Raw genomic sequence first — 20,516 nt, forward strand, 5'->3', positions numbered from 1 at the left:
GGCTCCCGCGGGTCAGCGCCGGGACCGCCACAGCAGCCAGATGAAGTACGGCGTTCCGACGATCGCGGTGAGCAGCCCAGCACCCAGCTGTCCGGGCGCAATCACCGTGCGTCCCAGCACGTCGGCGAGGCAGACCAGGAACGCGCCAAGCAGCATGGCGATCGGGATGACCCGGGCGTGCCGCCGCCCGACGAGCGCGCGTGCGGCGTGGGGGGCCACAAGCCCGACAAACCCGATCACTCCGACCGCCGATACCGCCGTCGCCGTCAGCAGCACGCTCACGACCAGCAGCGGAAGACGGGATGACCCGAGCCGGAGCCCGAGGAGCCGCGGGGTGTCGTCGTCGATCGAGATCAGGTCGATCTGGCGGTGCCGCATGATCGCGACGATCACCCCGATCGCGAGAACGACCACGACGGGCGCGATGTCCGACAGCTCGCGCCCATAGGTCGATCCAGACAGCCACGTCAGTGCCTTGGTGGCGTTGAACGGGTCGGTCAGGGCGATGAGGAACGTGATGACCGCGGTCGTCGCGGCAGACATGCCCACTCCGACGAGCACCAGCCGGTTCTGTCGAAAACCGCCGCGCGCCGCGAGCCCGAAGACGATCGCCGCCGTCACCGCGCCGCCCACCAGTGCTGCACCGGCGAGCCCCCAGGTCGGCACCACCGGCACCGTCGTGACCAGGATGACGGCGCCAAGGGCGGCGCCCCCGGAGACACCGAGGATGCCGGGCTCGGCCAGCGGGTTCCGGGTGACTGCCTGCACGAGCGTTCCCGCGAGCGCGAGCGCCGCCCCGGCCGTCAGCGCGGCAAGAACGCGGGGAACGCGGGTGTCGAGAACGAACGAGACGACCCGCCCGGCGTGCCCGGTGAGCCAGTTCGTGACATCCCCCAGCAGCAGCTTGGCGTCGCCCAGCAGCATGGACGCGACGGTCACGGCGATGACCGCGGCGACCAGCGCGAGCAGGGTGACGACGAACCGGGTGCGCGACGCGACGCGCTGGCGGTCGGCGGGTGCGACCTCTCCCGAGTCGCGCGAGCGAAGCGCCATGACGATGAGGAAGATCGCTCCGACGAGGGTGGTGATGACCCCCGTGGGGATGGCGACGGACCTGTCCGCGCCGACGACCGCACGCAGCAGAACGTCCGAGCCCAGCACAAGCACAACGCCGACGAGCCCCGACAGCGGCAGGAAACTCCTCGCCCGCATCAGCCCGGGGAATGTCCGCGCGAGCGGGCGCACCAGCGCCGGTGCAGAGAGGCCGACGAAGCCGATCGGTCCGGCAATCGTCACGGCCACCGCCGACAGCAGCACAGCGAACACGATGGTGGTGATGCGGGTGGTCGCAACATTGACGCCCACGCTCCGCGCAGCATCATCGCCCAACCGCAGCGCGTCCATGCGCCGGGCGAGCACGAGCAGGCCGATCAGCCCGACCACGATCACCGGCGCCATCTGGTTCACACCATCGGAACTGCTCTGGCTGATGCTTCCGGCGCTCCACTGGTAGAGGCCGGCGGTGCGTTCCGGGAACAGAATGATGAGCGCGTCCGTGATGGAGCCGATCCCGATCGCAAGGGCGCTGCCGGCCAGAACCAACCTGATCGTGCCGCTGCCAAGACCTGACAGCGTGACGACGACGATCGCGGCGGCGAGTCCTCCGACAAAGGCAACGCCCGACGACGCCAGCACCGGGAATGAGACGCCGGTCACCGCGACGAGCGTGAGCGAGAAGTACGCGCCCGCGTTCACGGCAAGGGTGTCCGGCGAGGCGAGAACATTTCGGCTGACCAGCTGCATTGCCGCCCCCGCACACCCCAGGGCGACACCCACGAGGATTCCGGCGAACATGCGGGGGAGACGGGATGCCACGACCACCGCGGCATCCCCCTCGCCGGCATGTCCGGTCAGAGCGTTCCAGATCTGCGACGGTCCCACGGCCGCCGTGCCCTGGGTGATATCGATGAGCCCCAGCACCACGATGAGCACCACGAGACCCACCGTCACCGCCGCGAGACTCACGGCGCGCGCGGGCCGCGCCGCAGACGGAGCCGTGTCTCTGCCGGCGGTGGTGACGGTCATCGGGTGCGCGGAGCTGCCTGGGCCGCGTGGCTACTTGGCGGTGAGTTCGGCGACGACGGAGTCGACGTACGCCATCATCGAGCCCGGTCCGCCGAACATCCAGATGCCATCGTCGATGCGGTGCACGGTGCCCGCCTTGACGAAGGCGAGGGACTTCCAGATGGGGTTGGTAGCGAGGTGATCGACGAAGACGTCTCCGCCGTCGCCGTCATTGGCGATGTAGAGGAACTGCACATCGCCGAGCTTCGTCAGTGCTTCGACATCCGTGCTGCCCATGCCGTAGGCGGCGTCGCCCTCGATGGTCCACGCGTCGCTGAGGCCGAGCTCTGTGGTGACGGCGCCCACGAGGGACGTCTTCGTGTAGGGACGAATGGTGACCTGGTTGGCGTCGAAATAGCCGTCGGCGAAGGCGAACTTGGCTCCGGCGAGTCCGGCATCTGCCAACGCGGCCTTGCCCGAGGCGATCTTCGCGTCGAACTCGGTCTTGAGATCCTTCGCCGTGTCCTCCGTGCCGGTCGCCTGGGCGATGAGGTCGAGGTTGGTGAACATCTGACCGATCTGGTCGGCGCCGTCCGCGGAGGTCACCTGCAGCACGGGGGCTATCTTGCGCAGCTGCGCCACGGATGCCGGGGTCAGGTCGGTCGTCGCCACGATCAGGTCCGGCGCGAGGGCGGCGATGGTGTCGAGGCTGGGCTCACCGCGCGTTCCGATGTCCTTCGGGGTGTTGGTCAGCGGCACGGCCGAGTCCCACAGGTTGTACCCCTTCACGTCCGAGACGCCGACGGGGTCAACGCCCAGGGAGACGAGGCTCTCCACGACGTTCCACTCGGTTCCGACGACCTTGGTGGCCGGTCCATCGAGCGTGATCTCGGTTCCGCTCGCGTCTTTCAGCGTGATCGCGGCGGAGCTGCTGCTGGAACCGCCGGACGGCGCTTCGGTGGTGCCGCAAGCGGTCAGTGACAGTGCGGCCGTCGCGACGATGGCGGTGGCTATAAGGAGTCGGAGTCTCATGATGAGGAGTGGAGCCTTTCGGTTCTGGTGTTGTGGCGGCCGACGGCGTGGGTGCGCATCTGGCCGTTCGTAGGGTCGGTGTGCACGTCGATGCGGATTCCGTAGACGTCGCTGAGGAGCCCGGCATCGAGCACCTCCGTGGGCGTGCCGTAGGAGACGATCCGCCCGGAGCTGAGCAGTGCAACGTGGTCGGCAATGGCCGCCGCCTGGTCGAGGTCGTGCAGCACCACCCCGATCGCGATGTCGCGTGTGTCGGCGAGATCGCGGATGAGGTCGAGCAACTCCACCTGGTACCGAAGGTCGAGGTAGGTGGTCGGTTCGTCCAGCAGAAGGATGCCGGTCTCCTGCGCGAGGCAGCTCGCCAGCCAGACCCGTTGCAGCTGGCCGCCCGAGAGCTGATCGACGCCGCGGTCGGCGTACTCGGTGAGTCCCGTGATCATGAGGGAATGGTCGATGGCGGATGACCCGTGCGGATCTGCCCGCCCCCACCGGCCGCGATACGGGAACCGGCCGAATTCGACGACGTCGCGCACACTCAGTCCGCCGGGCGTGGGCCGACCCTGCGTGAGCAGTGCCACGCGCCGCGCGAAGTGCTTGAGCGTCAGGTCGAAACCGTTGACGTCGGCCGGGGCATCCGCCTGTCCGTCCGCCTGGTCCGCGGCGATCGTCATGGAGCCCGAGCGCGGTCGCTGCAGCCGGGCAAGGGTGCGCAGCAGCGTGGACTTGCCGCTGCCGTTCGGGCCGACGAGCGCGGTGACCTGCCCGGGGTGCAGTTCGAGAGCGGCTCCATGCACAACATCGACGTTGTCGTAGGCCACGGTGATGTTCGTCGCTCCGAGGGCAACTCGCCCCGGAGTGCGGGCGTTGTCGGGGGCGGCGGCGGCGACCATGAGGTAAGCCTAACCTAACCGGAAAGGGGCCGGCCGTGCTTGTGTGGACCGCGCACCGTCGGCTAGACGCGCGGGCGAAGCCCCCGTCGCGAGGTGATGAGGTGCGAGACGCGGTCGACAACGACGCCGAGCGCCAGGGCGACGATGACCGCGACCACTGCCGCGAGCAGCGGACTGTTGTGGAACGTCGCCGCGGCGACGGTGCCGATGATGGTCGAATAGGCGGCCCAGCAGATGCCCGCGAGGATCGTCAGCGGAAGGAACCGGCGGAAGGGGAGTCCAGTCGCTCCCGCCATCACATTGACCGCGATGCGCCCCACGGGAATGTACCGTCCCACCAGGATGAGGCTGGCCGGTCGTGTCGCGAGCCCGTGGGCGGCCCAGGTGAACAGACGTTCGGCGGAGGGCCGGCGCATCCACTTAAATCGGGTGATTCCCACCCGGCGCCCGAGCAGGTAACACAGGCTGTCGCCGGTGATCGCGCCCGCGGCGGCGACCGCCAGGACGCCCCAGAGCATCGGTTGCCCGGTGCTCGCGCCCACCGCAACGGCGGCGACGATCAGCGTCTCGCTCGGCACCGGCGGGAAGAACCCGTCGGCGATGCACACGATGAAGAGCACCGCGTAGATCCAGGGGGATGACGCGGTCGACATCAAAATGTCGTTCAGTACCTCAACCATCGCGTACCTCCACGACACCCACGGTACGGAGCATCCATGCAGCCATCATCGGTCGCGAGGGTGAACGCGCGTCGTCCTCAAGGTGGACATTCGGTCGCGAAACGCAAGAAGGGTCCGCAGCCATCCCGGCTGCGGACCCTCCCGCGAGGAGAAAGACGTTAGTTACGCAGGTCTTCCTTGTACTCGTTCTTTGCTTCGGTGGCGTCGCGGTTCGCCTCCGCGTGCTTCACATCTGCTTCGGCCTTCTTGACGTCTGCCTCTGCGTGAAGCTCGTCAGCCTTGTCGGAGATGCGTTCCTTGGTGTCGTCAACGAACTCACCGATCTTCTTACCGGTGGCCTCGGCGGCATCCTTCGCGTTGTCTAGAAATCCCATGTGACGCTCCCTCCATTTGATTGCGTGGCTCCAGCGTAGAAGCGCTGCCTGTGTGTGTCCGGTGGGTTGCTTGTGAGCGGATTTTGTGGGTCTGAGAGCAACTCGCGTTAGTCGGAGTTCGCCAGGCTCAGGGTCATCCCGAACCTCGTTTCGATCGGCGGCACTGCATACCGCTCGGGCAGGGCCGGACCGCAGGCCGCGCTACCGACGCCGCGCTGCGCGTAGTCGAGGTTGAGCCAGACGCGTCCGGTGTCGATGAGGTCGAATGGATGCCTCGCGCGTTCGAGATCCTCGCTGGTCCAGCGCCGTGCGGTGAAGTCAAACGCGGGCTCGCCCGTCACGCGGAGTGTGGGGCCGGGGCCCGCGCTCGCCGACAGGCGCAGCCAACGGGTGTCGACGTGATTGCCGTTCTCCTCCGGCACCGGATAGTTCGTCTGTAGGTCATCGATGGTGCGGGTGAAGCGTCCGACGCGGGCGGCGTCGCGGCTGTCGGAGTAACTCTCGTCGGGGCCGAGGCCGAACCACTGTGCCGTGTCGAACGAGGCGGGCAGGCCGAGGCGCAGGCCGAGCCGGGGGAGGGTGACGGTGTGGTTGCCGATGGGCGTGTTGGTCCAGATGCCCTCGGGGATGACGTGCACGGCGAGGTGGAGCGCGTCGGCGTCGGCGTCTCGATCTGCCGAGGGCCGGAGCGTCCAGGTGAACACCGCGCGCAAGCCAAGGCCGTGCGCGGCGGGCGCGCTCCGCGTCGTCACCACAAGGGACCCCGGCAACAGCTCGATCGAATCGGTTCGATGCAGCATCCGGTCGAGACCGACGGCCTTCCAGGTCGCCGCCACCGTGTTGCGGGGACCCTGCCCACGATCGTTCTCGGTCGGCGCGCGCCAGATGTCGAGCTGGGGACCGTCGAGGTCGAGATCGCCGAGACGCAGCAGGCGACCGGATGACCCGTCGAAGACGCCACGTCCGAGCACGATCGTGCCGTCGGGGCGCGAGTGTGGGGCGGCCGGGGCGGTTGGGATGGGCGCGGTTCCCGTGGTGGCCACCGCGTCGGAATCGCCGACCCGCGCCTGGCCGAACGCCACGGCATGTCCGGCCGGCGCCCACGCTGTGGCCTCCGCGAGCGTCGCGGTGATCGTGATCCAGCTCTCGCCGACGTCGGGCACCGCGACCTGCGGCATCGTGATGCTCACGGTCGATCGTGCTGCCACGGGTGGCACCTCGAGTGGGCCTCCCGATACCGCCAGTCCGTCGGTTTCGAGCACCCACGAGAACGTCAGGTGCGTGAGGTCGCGGAAGTCGTGCTTGTTGCGGATGTCGGCGGTCGTGACATCCGCCCCGTCCGCGTCGTCCGTCCTGCCTGCGTCGTCCGTCGCGCCGACACTAATCGTGATCCCCACCGGCTGGATCGCGGTCTTGTACTCCGCGAGCCCGGGCGAGGGCGTGCGGTCGGAAAAGAGCAGCCCGTCGAGGCAGTAGCGGCCGCCGTTGGGGCGGAAGTCGATGTCGCCGCCGTGCGCGAAGAACTCCCGGCCCGAGGCATCCACTCGTCGGAAGCCGTGGTCGATCCACTCCCACACGAATGCGCCGCAGAAGCGGTCATGGGCCTCGAGGATGCGCTGGTAGTCGCCGAGCGACCCCGGCCCGTTGCCCATGGCGTGCGCGTATTCGCAGAGCAGAAAGGGGAGGGCGCGGCGGCGGATGTCGTGCGCCGACCCCTCCTCGATGCCGTCGGGGGTCGTCTCCTCGCGGCGTCCGATCGCCTCGAGGTCCTCGAGCGAGGGATACATGAGGCTGTAGAAGTCGGAGTTCTGGTAGCTCGGGTCACGCTCGTAGAAGACCGGACGGCTGTCGTCGCGCTCCCGGATCCATCGCTCGAGCTCGCCGAACGTGTCGCCCGTCCAGCTCTCGTTGGCCATCGACCAGACCACGACGCTCGGCCTGTTCTTGTCGCGTTCGACCATGCGGCGAATGCGGTCGAGCAGTGCATCGCGCCACCGCGGGTCGGCGGGCGGGTTGCCCTCCCACCCCGCGTAGATGAAGCCGTGAGTCTCGATGTCGCATTCCTCGACGACCCACAGGCCCAGCTCGTCGCACAGGCGCAGGAACTCAGGGTGCGGCGGGTAGTGGCTCGTGCGCACGGCGTTGATGTTGTTCTGCTTCATGAGCAGGATGTCCCGCCGCATGGTGTCGACCGACAGCGCGCGCCCCACGTCCGGGTCCTGCTCGTGCCGGTTGACCCCGCGAAAGAGCACGGGCTCGCCGTTCACGAGGAGGCGCCCGTCCACGATGGAAACCGTGCGGAAGCCGACGGCGAGCTCGATGGTTTCGGAGTCCTGCGCTCCCGTCGCGCGCAGCGTGCCGCGGTATAGGCGGGGCAGTTCTGCGCTCCACGGTGCGACGGGAATGGTGACGGAGTCGCCCGTTGTGAGGCCGCGAACGTCGAGCTCGGGAATGTCGATGACACCCGGGCTCGTGGCATCCACAACCAGCGTGCCCATGCCCGTCGCAGCGTCGTAGGTGGCGTGTACAAAGTAATCGTCGATCGCGGCGGCCGGGCGCGCGAGCAGTTCGACGTCGCGGAAGATGCCGGGGAGCCACCACATGTCCTGGTCTTCGAGGTAGCTTCCGCTGGACCACCGGTGCACCCGCACCGCCAGAGAATTGGACCCCGGATGTACCAGCTGACCGACCTCGAATTCGAAGGGCAACCTGCTGCCCTTCGAGTGACCGAGCTCGTGGCCGTTCAGCCACACCTTTCCGCAGGAGTCCACACCCTGGAACCGGAGGACCGTGTCATCCGCCCGCCACCCCTCGGGCAGCTCGAAGTCGAGCCGGTACTCACCGGTGGGATTGTCGGTCGGCACGTACGGCGGATCGATCGGGAACGGAAACGCGGTGTTCGTATAAAGCGGATGGCCGTGGCCCTCGAGCACCCAGTGGGAGGGCACGGGGATCGTGTCCCAGGCGGAGTCGTCGAAATCCGGGTGGGTGAAGGCGTCGCCGGTGCCACTGGCGGTCGGTGACAGCCGAAAGCGCCAGTGGCCGTTGAGGCTGAGGCGCGGCGCATCCGAGAGAGCGTCGGCCCGCGGTGTGCGACGGCCCTCGCCGGGAGTGAAGTCGTCGTAGTACGGTGCCATGGTTTCGTCCTGCTTCGGGGTTATGCGGTCGTCATGTGGTCGAGGGCGGCGGGTCACCGAGGGCCGCGATGGCGTCCTGCAGGCCGCCGGGGATCGCGGTCGATGCCAGCACCGAGAGCTGCTCGAGCCAGGCAAGGCTGGACACACCCACGACGGTGGAGTCGATGAGCGGATGCGCCGTGGAGAAGTTGAGCGCGGCCGCCGCCACCGACACTCCCGCGTCGTCGCAGAGCTGCCGTACCCGGTCGATGTAGGCGAGCAGCGGCGCGGGCGCCGGCCGGTACGCGTATCGGTCGCGGCCCGCGGTCGACCCGGCGAGGATGCCACCACCGAACGGTGCCGCGTTGAACACCGTCATGCCCTTCGACGCTGCCAACTCGATCAGGGGAAGCGCCGTGCGATCGGCCAGTGTGTACCGGTTGTGGGTGAGCATGGCATCGAAGACGCCGGTCGAGACGTACTCGGTCATTAGGCCGACCGGTCCCGCGGCAATGCCGATGGCGCCCACCGCGCCCTCGTCCCGCAGCGCCGTCAACGCCTCGACGGCGCCCCCGGGAGCGAACGCCTCGGCGACAGACAGGGAGTACGGGTCGTGCAGGTGGTAGATCGGCAGGCTGTCCACTCCCAACCGTTCGAGCGTCTCGGCAAAGGACCGTCGAACCCGGTCGCCGTCGAAGACACCGGTGTCGGGGTCGGCATCCGCCTTGGAGAAGATGGATGTCCCGTGCGGAAACCCGTCCAATGCGCGCAACGCCCGCCCGAGCGTGCGCTCGCTCTCGCCGCCGGCATAGGTGTTCGACGTGTCGATCTGCCCGATGGGGGACGTCAGCATCGCCGTGGCGAGAGTCGGGGCATCCGCCCGCGATCCGAGTCCGGAGGTACCAATCGTGATCGGGCCGAGCCGCGCTGGAGTTGGCTCGGTCGGGGACTGCGTCATCGCTTCACGCGCCGATCAGCCCTTGAGGGAACCGGCCGCGAGCCCGGCCATGATCTGCTTGTTGAGGAACAGATACAGAACGAGCATGCCGATGACGTTGATGCTGATCGCGGCGAAGAGTGGCCCGTACTGCGTGGAACCATATTCGTCACTGAAGTTCAGCAGCCCGACCTGCACGGTGGCGAGCTCGGACTTGGTGGTGAAGGTCAGGGCGATGAGCAGATCGTTCCAGACGCTGAAGAACTCGACGAGCGCGATGGTGACGATGGCGTTGCGCATCATGGGAACGCCAATGAGGAAGAACGACTTGATCATGCCGGAACCGTCGATGGCGGCCGCTTCGAAGATCTCGCGGGGGATGGCCCGGAAGTAGGCGGTCATCAGGAAGACGGTCAGGGGCAGTCCCATGACGGTGTACGTGATGATCAGCGGCCAGAGCGTGTTCGTGAGCCCCGACTTGAAGTACACGGTGAACAACGGCACGAGAATCATCTGGCCGGGGATCATGATGCCGGCGACGAAGACGAGCAGGATCGTGTTGCGGCCGCGCCAGATGAGCACTTCGAGGGCGTAGGCGGCGGCGGTGCCGAGAGCGATCATGAAGAACAGCGATGGAACCGTAACCAGGATGCTGTTGACGAGGTTTTGCCCGATCGAGCCGGTCGTGAGCGCCGACACGTAATTGTCGAAGTTGAGACTCTGCGGCAGGGCCCACGTGGGGGCAGAGAAGAACTCGTTCTGGGTCTTGAACGAGCCCATCACCAGCCAGAAGAGTGGGTAGATCTCGACGATCACCAGGAGGGTGATGAGCGTGCGGGAAATGATTTTCTTCACGCGCCGGCTGGTGCTCGCCCGGGGCGCCGAGGGAGTGGTACGGGTCGGACTGGCCGACGTGCGGGGGAGCGCGGGTGCGGTGTTGATTGCCATGTCTTAGGCCTTCGTGTTGTCGCGGCGTGCTGAGCGGAAGATGAAGAGGGTGACGATGAAGCACATGATCGTCAGAACAAACGCGATGGTGCTGCCGTATCCGTAGTCGGAGTAGCTGAACACCGTGCGGAACATGTAGAGCGTGAGGGGCGTGGTCTCGCCGCCCGGCCCGCCGTTGTTAAGAGCGAGCACGGTGTCGAACACCTTGAGGGAGTTGTTGGCGCTGAAGATCAGCGACGACAGCAACACGGGCAGGGAGAGGGGAAGGACGATGCTGCGCACGAGCTTCCAGCCGGTGGCGCCGTCCAGACGGGCGGACTCGAGCATCTCCTCGGGAATGTCGAGCAGGCCGGCGTAGAGAAGCACGGCGAAGAATCCCATCGAGCGCCACAGCTCCATGATGATGGCGACCGTAAAGGTGCCGCCTCCGGTCGAGAACCAGTCGACGGAGGGGATGCCAAATAGGTTGAGTGCCGCGTTGACGGGGCCCTCCTGGTCGCCGACGGCGAAGAGGCTGCTGAAGAGCAGTCCGACCGCGACCGTGGGGAGAACGGTCGGGAAGAACACGACAGTGCGCACGAAGCTTGACGCGTTCTTGAGGACGAAGACGTACATCAGAGCGAGGGCGTAGCCGAGTCCGACCTGGGCGATCGTGATGATGACGGCGTACTTGAGGGTGAAACCGAGGGCGGCGATGGCCTGCGGGTCACCGAAGAAGCGGGTGAAGTTGTCGATGCCGATGAACTCGAACCCGCTCAACGGGTTGCCCGTAAAGAATGTGAGCCCCAGCGACCACATGACGGGAACGAGCTTGATGAGGGTGTAAACCAGCAGCGCCGGACCCAGAAGGATCAGGATTGCTTTCTTATCGCCGAGAACGCTGTTCACGGTATTTCCTTTCGGTACGGGGCTGCCGGTAGAGGCACGGGCTCAGGCGTCTGCCGGCAGAAAGATGGCGGGTCGGGGTTTGCGACCGACCCGCCACCTGGTGTGTGCTGCTCGCAGGCCTCGGTGTTACTTGGCCTGATCGAGGTCGGACTGCAGGAGCTTCATGTAGTCGGCGGGTGATGTTGCACCCGTCACCAGAAGCGACACGTTGGTCTGCGCATCCGAAGTGGTTTTGGCGTCCATGAGGGCCTCGAACCAGAGAACCGTCTCGGTGGCCTTGCTGACCACGCCCTGAAGCTCCTCCGTCAGCGGCGGGATGCCGGTGACCGGGGTGTTCAGCTTGAAGCCGGAGATGACCGACTGGTTCTTCATGACGCTCGAGCCGTAGTTCTCGGCGATGCACTTGAGCCAGTCGCCGACCTTCGGGCCATACGCCTTGGTCGATGTCGCCGTGGCGGCACCGGCGTTGGCCGGCCACTGGTCTGCGTTACCCGCTCCGCCGTCAACGGCGGGGAAGGGCATGAAGCCCACGTTGTCGGCGCCGATGGTGGTCTGCGCGGGGTCGTTGATGTTGGCGAGCATCCACGAACCGTTGTAGATCATCGCGGCCTTGCCGGTGAGGAACTGCGCGTAGGCGGTGTCGGTATCGCGCGACGTGATGCCGGCGCCGAACGCGTCTGCCTTGCCGAGGTCAGCGATGGCCTGGGCGGCCGCAACGTACTCGGGGTCGGTCAGCTTGGCCTCACCCTTCTGTACCTTCTCCATCGCGTCGGGGCCGACGCTGCGGAAGATGTAGTTGCCGAGCAGGCGGGTGATGGGCCAGCCGTCCTTGCCCGCCTCGGTGATGGGGGTGACGCCGGCCGCCTTGAGCTTGGTCGTCGCCGCGGTCAGCTCCGCCCAGGTGGTCGGTGCCGTGATGTCGTTGTCAGCGAAGATCTTCTTGTTGTAGAAGATGCCCTCGACGTTGTACTGGAAGGGAAGCGACGCCATGTTTCCGCCGTACGCGGCCTTCACCGTCGACTGCGCTGCGGGAAGGATGTCGTCCCACACGCCGAGGTCGGTGAGGATCTTCTCGTAATCCACGGCGAGGTTGTTCTTGCCGATGTCGCCGTCCGGCTTCACCTGGGCGGTGCCCGCGACATACATCACGGGAAGTGCGTCCTGACTGGCGAGGAGGGTGATCTTCTGAACGACGTCGGCCTGGGCGACGGTCTCGCTCTTGAGCGGGAGCGCCTTGTTCTCGGCCGCGCACTGGTCGGTGGAGAGGGTGGCGAGTTCATCGCGAATGATCGAGTTTTCCGCGGGTGTCAGGAGCGAGAACTCCGTGACCGAGTCCGTTGATCCGGTCGAACCGGAGTTGGATGAGCAGGCGGACAGCAGCAGCATTGCCGCACCCGCTCCTGCGATGACTTGCACAAAGACGCGTTTCCGCCGTCCGGTGAATGCAGTGGACACATTTCCTCCTTGAAGATGTGGCTGTGTGTGAAGCGGGTGTTGAAGCGTTTCAATTGCCGAGGCTAACCCCGAGTCCTGTGGCTGTCAAGCACGTTCCTTCGCTGCGGAGAAAATAGCGCGTGACCGGTGATCGCGCCGTCGCGAGTCAGGTTGACACGTTTCAAATCAAAGTCCAGAATTGCGGAACGGTCAGCCATTGTCGGATGAAAGTTCCTTCTGTCGAAGAAGACGAACTGCGGTGGTTCTCAGACCCCCAGAGCTAAGGAATACGTCATGAGGTTGCAGGGCAAACGCGCCATCGTCACAGGAGCAGCGGGAGCGCTCGGTCGTGTCATCGCCGAGGCGTTGGCGGCGGAGGGGGCGGATGTCGCGGGGCTCGACCTCAACGCGGCAGGACTCGAGGACACCGCTGCCCTCGTTCGGTCCCACGGGGTTCGTGCGTACTCGGCCGCCACCGATCTCACGGACTTCGACGCGGTGCAGGACGCCGTCGCCGGTGTCATCGCCGAGTGGGGCGGCGTGGACATCCTCCTCAACGGGGCGGGCGGGGGAGCGGTGAGCTTCTTCCACGAGATGACCTACGAGACCTGGACGACCCAGATCGACCGTAACCTCACCTCGGTCTTCAACGTCACGCGGGCGGTGCTGCCCTCCATGCTCGACCAGAACTTCGGCCGCATCATCAACATCGCCTCGATCGCCGCCGTCAGCGGTGGCCGGCTCGTCCGTGGTGCGACCGCGTACGCGGCCGCGAAGGCCGGCGTCATCGGGCTCACGAAGGCGCTCGCCATCGAGGTTGCGGAGAGCGGCATCACGGTCAATGTGCTGGCACCCGGAGCGCAGGCGACGCCGGGCCGCGACAACGACACCCCGGAGCGTCGCGAGGCCCTGCTCGACCAGATCCCCACGCGTCTGCTCGGCCAGCCGGAACACCTCGCCCAGACAGTCGTCTTCCTGGCCGCCCCCGAATCCGTCAACATCACCGGACTGATCTTGCCGCTCGACGGCGGACACTCGATCTAGAAACGAAGGCACACCATGAGCGCACGTCTCGACAAGGGCAAGGCGAAGTTCAACGAGGTCTACGGCGAGGGAAAGGCCGACGGCCTGGTCGAAATGCAGACCGGACTCGCCCAGGATCTCGCCCGCTACGGCATCGAGTTCAACTTCGGCGACATCTATGCGCGGCCGGGACTGACCCTCGCCCAGCGCGAGTTGCTGACCATCGCGTCGCTGGTGACGCTGGGCGGCCTCGAGCCGCAGCTGCAGGGTCACACCCGCGGAGCCATCAACGTCGGATGCACCCCCACCGAAATCATCGAGACCGTCATCCACACGGTGCAGTACTCGGGATTTCCCCGGGCACTCAACGCCATTCGGGTGGTGACGGACGCGCTCATCGCCTACGGCGTGGAGGTGCCGCCGGCCCTCGGGCCCGACGCGGACTAGTTCACGCGTCCGTCCGGCCGCCCGGCCTGCATCGTCGCCGTGCGGATCCGGTACAGGCTGGTCGACGCCGTGATGTAGAGGTCGTGTCCGTCGGCCCCGCCGAACGCGACGTTGGCCACCTTCTCCGGAACCGGCACCTTCTCCAGCAGCTCGCCCTCCGGTGAGTACACCTGCACGGAGTCCCCGCTCGACGTCCAGATGCGTCCCTCGATGTCGATGCGGAATCCATCGGATGCCTCGGGCGCGACCTCCGCGAATACCCGGCCGTTGCTCGTGGTTCCCGCCGCGACATCCACCTCATACACGCGCAGGTGCCGCGGCCCGTGCGCCGCGTCCCCGTAGAAGCCGGTGTCTGACACGTACAGCAGCGACTCGTCCGGGGAGAACGCGAGCCCGTTCGGATGCACCATGTCGGTAATCACCGGCACCAGCTCGCCGGTGACCTCGTCGAACCGGAACACGAAGCAGCCGTCATACTCCTGCGGCCCCGGGTAGCCCTCGCGCCCGCTCGGATGCAGGCCATAGGGCGGGTCCGTGAACCAGATCGAGCCGTCGGAGGCGACCACCACATCGTTCGGGGAGTTCAGCCGCGCCGTCCCGAACCTGTCGACCAGCGTCGTGACCTCGCCGTCGACCTCGCGCTCGACGCTGCGGCGCCCGTGCGTGCACTGCACCACACGCCCGGCGAGGTCGATGGTGCGTCCGTTGGCGAACTCGACGTCCTCGCGATGCACCCGGGTGAGCCCCGTCGCCGCGTCGAACTCGAGGATCCGGTTGTTCGGGATGTCACTCCACCGCAGCGCCCCCGCCCCGGCGATCCAGGCCGGTCCCTCGCCCCACGCGGTTCCGGTGAAGAGCTTCTCGAGGGTCGCGCCGGGTGCCAGAAGGGAGTTCACCGGCCAAGCATGCCAGACGGCGTGCACAAATGAAACGATAAAATGACCGGGGAAGCGGATGACCCGAGTCGACATGATTCGGATCGGCTCGGGTCATCCGCCCCGTCCCCGCTCGTTGCACGGCCCGCAGTTTGATACGTTTCAGTACCGGCAACAACGGACACCGCGGAAACGGGCACGGGGTTGCCTCCCGGGGCGCAACAGGTAGTGTCGGCTCCCACACGGTGTACCCACGGGTACACGGTGACGTAATCATAAAAAAGGCGGGTACGCGGTGGCACGGGTAGGAATTCGCGAGGTCGCAACGCTGGCGGAAGTGTCCATGGGCACCGTCTCCCACTACATCAACCACCCCGCGCGGGTCTCGCCGGAAAAGCGCGAGCGCATCCAGCGGGCCATCGAGCAGCTGGGCTTTGTGCGCAACAACGCCGCCTACCAGCTGCGCCTCGGTCGCAGCGCCGCGATCGCCTACATTGCGCCGGATGTCAGCAACCCGTTCTTCGCCACCATCGCCGAGGGCGTGGAGCAGCAGGCGGCCGCCGCGGGGCTGTCGGTGTTCATCGCGAACTCCAACCGGAGCCGGCAGCGCGAGGACGCCTATCTGGAGATGTTCGAGGCGCACCGGGTGCAGGGCATGCTCGTCGCCTCGCACGATCCGATCGAGGAACGCCTCGAGTCGATCCGGCAGCGGGGCACGCCCATCGTGCTCGTGGGCCAGCGTGGGGCATCCCCCGACCAGCCCTCCGTCTCCATCGATGACGTGCGGGGTGGCTACCTGGCGGCGAAGCATCTCATCGAGCACGGTCGCAAGCGCATCGCGTTTGTCGGTGGTCCGCTCGGTATCCGGCAGGTCGCCGATCGCCTGGAGGGGGCAAGCAATGCCATCCGCGAGGCCGATGACGTGACCCTGGAGGTGCTGAACGTGCCCGACCGCACGATCGTCGACGGGCGCGACATCGCACGGGTCATCGCGCGGCGCTCCCCGGAGACCCGGCCGGATGCCATCTTCGCGGTGAACGACCTGCTCGCGCTGGGCATTCTGCAGACCCTCGTCAACGAGCAGTCAATCGAGGTACCCCGCGAGATTGCCCTCGTCGGATACGACGACATCGAGTTCGGTGAGGCGTCGATCATTCCGCTGACGTCCGTGCGCGCGCCCCACGAAGAGTTCGGTATCGCCGCCGTCGAGCTGTTGATTAATGAGCTGGCGGAGACCCCCGCCGCCGGAAGCAAGCAGGTCGTGTTTGAGCCCATCCTCGTGGTCAGGGAGAGCTCGGGCGGAACGATCGGTGCACCCCGGGCGTAGTTCGCGGGGTCCCACCTCGAAGCCGGCGATCGCCCCCACCCGTTACCTGATCGTTACCATTTGTGTTTGACAGGCCGCGGGGTGCGGCCTTAGTTTTGCCCTACGTTGAACCGTTTCAATGACGATCGGCAACAGAGACGTTGCTGTTCCCCTTTACAGAGAGGTAAAGAGAGAATGCTTTTACACGGAAAACGCCGGACGGCGATCGCCCTCACCGCGAGCATCGGCGCACTCGCGCTCGTGCTCACCGGGTGCAGCAACAGCGGCGGAAGCACCACCGCGGACGGCAAGGTCGCGCTGAGCTTCCTGACTGACAACGCTCCGGCCAACGTGTCGCTCGCCGAGGGACTTGCCAAGGACTTCAACGCCTCCCAGGACAAGATCACCGTCAAGGTGGAGACGCGTCCCGGCGGATCCGACGGCGACAACATCATCAAGACGCGCCTGGCCACGGGCGAGATGACCGATATCTTCCTCTACAACTCGGGCTCGCTCTTCCAGGCGATCGCTCCCGAGAAGAACCTCGTGGACTTCACTAACGAGTCGTTCGCCGACAACGTGATGGACAGCATGAAGCCCGTCGTCTCGGTCAAGGACAAGCTCTACGGCGTTCCCGTTGGTGGTGCCTTCGCCGGTGCCATCCTCTACAACAAGAAGGTCTACAAGGACCTCGGCCTGACGGTTCCGCTCACCTGGGACCAGTACAACGCCAACAACGACAAGATCAAGGCGGCCGGAAAGACCGCGATCATCCAGACCTACAAGGACACCTGGACGTCGCAGCTTGACGTGCTGGGTGACTTCGCCAACGTGCTCGCCTCCGACCCCGACTGGGCGACGAAGTACACCGAGAACAAGGCCAAGTACGCGACCGACCCGGTGGCGATGGCAGGCTTCGAGCACCTCCAGGAGGGCTTCGACAAGGGGTACTACAACAAGGACTTCGGTTCGGCCACGAACACCGACGGTCTGCGCATCCTGGCCACAGGCGAGGGCGTGCACTATCCGATGCTGACCTCCGCCGCGGCATCCATCATCGCTGACTACCCCGACGCAGCACAGGACATCGGAGTGTTCGCCACCCCCGGCGATGACCCCGCCGGCAGCGCCCTGACCACCTGGTTCCCGAACGGCCTGTACGTGCCGGCCGCGTCGAAGAACGTTGACGCCGCCAAGGAGTTCATCGCCTTCGCCGCCAGCACCAAGGGCTGCGACTCCGAGACCAAGGCGATCGGCGTCACCGGTCCGTACCTGATCAAGGGCTGCGACCTTCCCGCCGACGTCCCGGCCTACGTCGGTGACCTGCTTCCGTACTTCAACAAGGATGGCGGCACGCAGCCGGCGCTCGAATTCCTCAGCCCCATCAAGGGACCGTCGCTCGAACAGATCACCGTGGCCGTAGGATCGGGAATCACCTCGGCCGCGGAGGGCGCCAAGCAGTATGACGCCGACGTCAAGAAGCAGGCGCAGCAGCTCGGACTGTCGGGCTGGTAACCACCGGCGCTCGCCGGCAGTCGCAGTACAGCAGTACCCAGCACCACATCACGGAAATGTCCGGTCCCGTCCAGGGGCGGGACCGGACATTTCATGTCAATGGAGACAGAACGATGGCAACAATTGCGCCAACCAAGCCACTGACAGGTCGCCGCTCGGCGCCGCTGCTCAAGCGCAAGAAGATGAAGAGCCCGTACAGCTTCTGGTTCTATCTCGTGCCGGCAATCCTCTACGCGGTGCTGTTCCTCGTGCCCACGTTCGCCTCGTTCTTCTTCAGCCTCACCCGGTGGACGATCTTCGACGCCACCTTCATCGGCTTCGGCAACTTCGTGCAGTTCTTTCAGGAACCGAACCTCGTGCAGGGCCTCGTTAACACGTTCATCTACGCCACGGTGACCTCGGCGCTCAAGGTGGTTCTTGGCATGTTGCTCGGCGTGCTTCTCACCTCGCAGATCATCGCGCGCGGCTACCTTCGCTCGGTCGTCTTCTTCCCGGTGCTGGTGAGCACAATCGGCGTCGGCATCACCTTCGCCGTCCTGATGAACCCCACCAAGGGACTCATCAACGAAGCACTCGCGACCATCGGCATCCAGGGACCGGCATGGCTCACGGATCCCGCGTGGGCGCTGCTGTCGGTTGCCCTCGTCGACGTCTGGAAGGGCGTGGGCCTCGCCACCGTCATCTACATCGCGGGAATCGTCTCCATCCCCACCGAATACTTTGAAGCGGCGAAGGTGGATGGCGCGGGGGCCTGGAAAAACTTCACGCAGATCATCCTCCCCCTGGCCCGCCCGGCCACCGTCACCGTGATCATCCTGTCCCTCATCGGCGGGCTCAGGTCCTTCGACCTGATCTGGTCGATGACGCGGGGTGGTCCGGGGTTCACCTCGGATGTCATCGCCTCGGTCATTTATAAGCAATACCAGGCGGGCTTCTACGGCCTGTCCACCGCGGGCAACGTGATCCTGTTCCTGATCGTCACGCTCATCATTCTTCCGCTGTCCGCGTTCCTCAACCGCAAGGAGGTGTACTGATGCACGCCGTCCGCAAATCCTGGCTTGGCATTGTCGCCATCATCATCTCGATCTTCGTTTTCCTCGTGCCGTTCAGCTTCATCATCCTGACGGCGATGAAGGGCAAGAACGAGGCGGGCTTCCTTTCCTTCAGCTGGCCCACCGAATTCCACCTCTGGGACAACATCGTCGAGGTGATCCAGACCCGCAACTTCATGCTGGTCACCGCGCTCATCAACAGCACCGTGCTCACCGTCGCGAGCGTCGCGATCATGGTGCTTCTCGCGGCCATGGTGGCCTTCGTGCTGCAGCGCCGGGCAAGCAAGTGGAACGGCCTGATCAACTTCCTCGTGCTCTCCGGGCTGATCATCCCGCCCGCCGTTGTGCCGACCATCTGGGTACTCCAGGGACTCGGACTCTTCAAGACGCTCGGTGGCCTGATCCTCGTGGAGGCGGCCTTTGGCCTCTCCTTCTGCATCCTGCTGTTCCGCGCCTTCATTTCCACCATCCCCCGCGAGGTCGATGAGGCAGCGATCATCGACGGCGCCGGAAGCATCCGCCTCTTCTTCCAGGTCGTCTTCCCCCTTCTGCGCTCGGTCATCATCACGGTGATCGTGGTGCAGTCGGTGGCAGTGTTCAACGACTTCACCAATCCCCTCTACTTCCTGCCCGGGGACGAGAACGCCACGGTGCAGCTGACGCTCTTCAATTTCCAGAGTCAGTTCGACACGTCGTGGAACCTGCTGTTCACGAACATCCTGCTGATTACGATCCCGCCGCTGGTGATGTTCATCTTCTTCAACCGGCAGATCGTCGCCGGCATGTCGTCCGGAGCCGTCAAGGGGTAGTGACCGTGTCGGGGGCCGCGGAACGATCACTGTATTGTCGCCATATGATTCCGGCGACGTCGAGGCTACGAACAGATGCGGTGTGCCGTGGCCGCCGCTAGCGTCCGGGATGTCGCGCTGCGGGCCCAGGTGTCGGTCGGCACGGTGTCCAACGTGCTCAATCGCCCGAACAAGGTGTCCGCCGACACGATTGCGCGCGTCACCGCCGCCATCGCCGAGCTTGGGTTCATTCGCAACGATGCCGCGCGGCAATTGCGGGCGGGCCGCAGCAAGACCATTGGCCTGATCGTGCTCGACGTGCGTAACCCGTTCTTCACCGACATCGCGCGCGGGGCCGAGGACAAGGCCGCGGAGGCGGGGCTCTCGGTCATCCTGGGCAACAGTGACGAGGACACGGTGCGTGAATCCACCTACCTCGACCTGTTCGAGGAGCAGCGGGTGCACGGACTTCTGATTTCGCCGTACGGGGATGTCGCGCACCGGCTCGAGCAGCTCAAGGAACGCGGTATCGCCGCAGTGCTCGTTGACCGCAGTAGCGGCACCGACGAATTCAGCTCGGTTTCCGTCGACGACGTGGCCGGCGGCCGCATGGCTGCGGAGCACCTCATTGCCATCGGCCGTCGCCGCATCGCCTTCGTGGGCGGACCGGTGCAGATCCGGCAGGTCTCCGATCGCCTCGAGGGCGCCCGCGCAGCCGTCGCCGAACACCCCGGTGTCGAGCTCGAAACCCTCGTCACCGACGCGCTGACAGTTATCGAGGGTCGCCGCGTCGGCACGGAGATTCGTGAGCGCACCCCGTTGGATCGCCCGGACGCGATCTTCGCCGCCAATGACCTGGTCGCGATGGGTGTTCTGCAGGCCCTGATGATGCAGGGCGCTCCCGTGAGCGTTCCCGGTGACATCGCCCTGATCGGCTACGACGACATCGACTTTGCCAGCGCCGCGGTGGTGCCGCTCACCTCGATCCGGCAGCCGAGTGCCCTCATCGGCCAGATGGCCGTGGAGATCGTGCTGGAAGAAGCGGCCGACCCCGAGCTTGCGCCGCGCCAGATCGAGTTCCAGCCCGAGCTCGTAATACGGGAGAGCACCGGCGGAAACAACGCCGCAACATCCCGCGACTAGGCTC

18 protein-coding genes are annotated in these 20,516 nt (G+C 66.0%); 7 read left to right on the top strand and 11 right to left on the bottom strand.

The window, feature by feature from the left end; all coding sequences use genetic code 11:
• Positions 1 to 12 precede the first annotated feature (12 nt).
• The 10 genes from HB677_RS14330 to HB677_RS14375 all read right to left on the bottom strand — a co-directional run bounded on the left by HB677_RS14330 (position 13) and on the right by HB677_RS14375 (position 12,384).
• Positions 13 to 2,085, bottom strand: coding sequence for an iron ABC transporter permease (locus HB677_RS14330; protein WP_213816415.1), 2,073 nt, complete (start codon positions 2,083 to 2,085; stop codon positions 13 to 15).
• A 30-nt stretch (positions 2,086 to 2,115) separates the two neighbouring features.
• Positions 2,116 to 3,096 (bottom strand): iron-siderophore ABC transporter substrate-binding protein, encoded by a 981-nt coding sequence (locus HB677_RS14335; protein WP_213816416.1) that lies wholly within the window; start codon positions 3,094 to 3,096, stop codon positions 2,116 to 2,118.
• A complete protein-coding gene (locus HB677_RS14340; RefSeq protein WP_213816417.1) occupies positions 3,093 to 3,986 on the bottom strand; it encodes an ABC transporter ATP-binding protein in 894 nt (297 codons plus the stop codon). Before HB677_RS14340 ends, HB677_RS14335 begins: the two co-directional genes overlap by 4 nt.
• Before the next feature lie 62 nt (positions 3,987 to 4,048).
• Positions 4,049 to 4,666 (bottom strand): DedA family protein, encoded by a 618-nt coding sequence (locus tag HB677_RS14345; RefSeq protein ID WP_213816418.1) that lies wholly within the window; start codon positions 4,664 to 4,666, stop codon positions 4,049 to 4,051.
• 158 nt (positions 4,667 to 4,824) lie between these two features.
• The gene (locus HB677_RS14350; protein ID WP_213816419.1) at positions 4,825 to 5,040 is read right to left on the bottom strand and encodes a hypothetical protein; all 216 of its coding nucleotides are present in this window, start codon (positions 5,038 to 5,040) and stop codon (positions 4,825 to 4,827) included.
• A 107-nt stretch (positions 5,041 to 5,147) separates the two neighbouring features.
• Positions 5,148 to 8,177, bottom strand: coding sequence for a glycoside hydrolase family 2 TIM barrel-domain containing protein (locus HB677_RS14355; RefSeq protein WP_213816420.1), 3,030 nt, complete (start codon positions 8,175 to 8,177; stop codon positions 5,148 to 5,150).
• A 31-nt stretch (positions 8,178 to 8,208) separates the two neighbouring features.
• Positions 8,209 to 9,114 (bottom strand): aldo/keto reductase, encoded by a 906-nt coding sequence (locus HB677_RS14360; protein WP_213816421.1) that lies wholly within the window; start codon positions 9,112 to 9,114, stop codon positions 8,209 to 8,211.
• A 15-nt stretch (positions 9,115 to 9,129) separates the two neighbouring features.
• On the bottom strand, positions 9,130 to 10,041 hold the full coding sequence (locus HB677_RS14365; protein WP_213816422.1) for a carbohydrate ABC transporter permease: 912 nt from the start codon (positions 10,039 to 10,041) through the stop codon (positions 9,130 to 9,132).
• Positions 10,042 to 10,044: 3 nt separating this feature from the next.
• Positions 10,045 to 10,929, bottom strand: a complete 885-nt coding sequence (locus tag HB677_RS14370; RefSeq protein WP_213816423.1) for a carbohydrate ABC transporter permease — start codon at positions 10,927 to 10,929, stop codon at positions 10,045 to 10,047.
• Between the two features lie 126 nt (positions 10,930 to 11,055).
• Positions 11,056 to 12,384 (bottom strand): extracellular solute-binding protein, encoded by a 1,329-nt coding sequence (locus HB677_RS14375; protein ID WP_307852607.1) that lies wholly within the window; start codon positions 12,382 to 12,384, stop codon positions 11,056 to 11,058.
• A gap of 273 nt (positions 12,385 to 12,657) precedes the next feature.
• Between HB677_RS14375 and HB677_RS14380 the strand changes: the two genes are divergently transcribed.
• Together HB677_RS14380 and HB677_RS14385 are read left to right on the top strand one after the other, a co-directional pair.
• Entirely contained in the window at positions 12,658 to 13,407 is a 750-nt protein-coding gene (locus HB677_RS14380; protein ID WP_213816424.1) for an SDR family NAD(P)-dependent oxidoreductase, read from the top strand.
• A gap of 15 nt (positions 13,408 to 13,422) precedes the next feature.
• Entirely contained in the window at positions 13,423 to 13,833 is a 411-nt protein-coding gene (locus HB677_RS14385) for a carboxymuconolactone decarboxylase family protein (protein ID WP_213816425.1), read from the top strand.
• On the opposite strand, the gene HB677_RS14390 is transcribed toward HB677_RS14385, so the two are convergent.
• Entirely contained in the window at positions 13,830 to 14,729 is a 900-nt protein-coding gene (locus tag HB677_RS14390) for an SMP-30/gluconolactonase/LRE family protein (RefSeq protein ID WP_307852608.1), read from the bottom strand. The two genes, HB677_RS14385 and HB677_RS14390, sit on opposite strands and share 4 nt — an antisense overlap.
• Positions 14,730 to 15,003: 274 nt before the next feature.
• On the opposite strand from HB677_RS14390, the gene HB677_RS14395 reads away from it, so the two are divergent.
• The 5 genes from HB677_RS14395 (at position 15,004) to HB677_RS14415 (ending at position 20,512) form a co-directional block, all read left to right on the top strand.
• The gene (locus tag HB677_RS14395) at positions 15,004 to 16,035 is read left to right on the top strand and encodes a LacI family DNA-binding transcriptional regulator (protein WP_307852609.1); all 1,032 of its coding nucleotides are present in this window, start codon (positions 15,004 to 15,006) and stop codon (positions 16,033 to 16,035) included.
• A gap of 174 nt (positions 16,036 to 16,209) precedes the next feature.
• Positions 16,210 to 17,529 carry an ABC transporter substrate-binding protein gene (locus tag HB677_RS14400; protein ID WP_213816427.1) on the top strand — a complete coding sequence of 440 codons (1,320 nt, stop codon included), beginning with the start codon at positions 16,210 to 16,212 and terminating at the stop codon, positions 17,527 to 17,529.
• 113 nt (positions 17,530 to 17,642) lie between these two features.
• Complete coding sequence (locus tag HB677_RS14405; RefSeq protein ID WP_213816428.1) at positions 17,643 to 18,563, top strand: carbohydrate ABC transporter permease; 921 nt, start codon at positions 17,643 to 17,645, stop codon at positions 18,561 to 18,563.
• Entirely contained in the window at positions 18,563 to 19,390 is an 828-nt protein-coding gene (locus tag HB677_RS14410) for a carbohydrate ABC transporter permease (protein WP_213816429.1), read from the top strand. Before HB677_RS14405 ends, HB677_RS14410 begins: the two co-directional genes overlap by 1 nt.
• A gap of 87 nt (positions 19,391 to 19,477) precedes the next feature.
• The gene (locus HB677_RS14415) at positions 19,478 to 20,512 is read left to right on the top strand and encodes a LacI family DNA-binding transcriptional regulator (RefSeq protein ID WP_307852610.1); all 1,035 of its coding nucleotides are present in this window, start codon (positions 19,478 to 19,480) and stop codon (positions 20,510 to 20,512) included.
• The last annotated feature ends 4 nt before the right edge of the window (positions 20,513 to 20,516 follow it).

Origin of the sequence: Glaciihabitans sp. dw_435, from assembly GCF_018449675.1 — a bacterium.
Classification (GTDB): domain Bacteria; phylum Actinomycetota; class Actinomycetes; order Actinomycetales; family Microbacteriaceae; genus Glaciihabitans.